Raw genomic sequence first — 646 nt, 5'->3', positions numbered from 1 at the left:
CGCGATACGCGGGGAGACCGCGCAGCCGTGAGGTGATGGCACGGCCTCGGGGTGTTCCGCCCCGGTAAGCGGGCCAAGGCCCGTCGCTCCGGGCTGGAGAGCGACGAGGGCCTGGTTGCGGTGCGGGGTTGTTCCCCCGACGGCTCACTCCGCCGGAAAGCTGCCTTACTGGTTGTCAGGTGCCAGCAGTGCGCGGGCGCGCGCCATGGATTGCGGGTTGTCGAAGGTGAGGCGGCCGACATGCACCCCGACGGAGTTGTAGGCGGGGGCTTTCAAGCGCGCCGTCTTCATGACGTCCACGGTCCACGGCTCGTCGGAGGTGAACAGGGCGCGCTTGGGCGGCATTACGCTCATTCCCCAGCCGACATTCATGATCCAGCGCCCATAGGACTCGTTCTGATCAACCACGTTGGTGGGTAAGTGCCGTGCTGCCACATCCCAGAGGCTGGACTCTCCATGAGGCACCTCCGGCGCCGGGACAGTCGCCACGATCGCCATTTCGCCCTCACGGGCATAGGCGACCAGGCACTGCCCAGTCCTCCACTGCACGGTGATGGGGGCGACGATGACCCGTCCAGTTCCGGTGATGCGTTGCGCCATGTCCCTTGCCCTCCATGGTAGTTGACCTCGATGGTCACCTTAGAGT

1 protein-coding gene is annotated in these 646 nt (G+C 65.9%); it reads right to left on the bottom strand.

Going from position 1 to position 646, the window contains the following annotated elements:
• Positions 1-165: 165 nt before the first annotated feature.
• Complete coding sequence (locus KUM32_RS37895; protein WP_217146365.1) at positions 166-600, bottom strand: hypothetical protein; 435 nt, start codon at positions 598-600, stop codon at positions 166-168.
• Between the last annotated feature and the right edge of the window lie 46 nt (positions 601-646).

It is taken from the genome of Streptomyces sp. AC627_RSS907, assembly GCF_019049165.1.
Note: the sequence above shows the minus strand (reverse complement) of the source record. Positions and strands in the feature narration are given on the sequence as shown.

Excerpts from the sequence above, each read along its gene's own strand:
- KUM32_RS37895 (WP_217146365.1), bottom strand. The coding sequence starts at position 600 with ATGGCGCAACGCATCACCGGAACTGGACGGGTCATCGTCGCCCCCATC.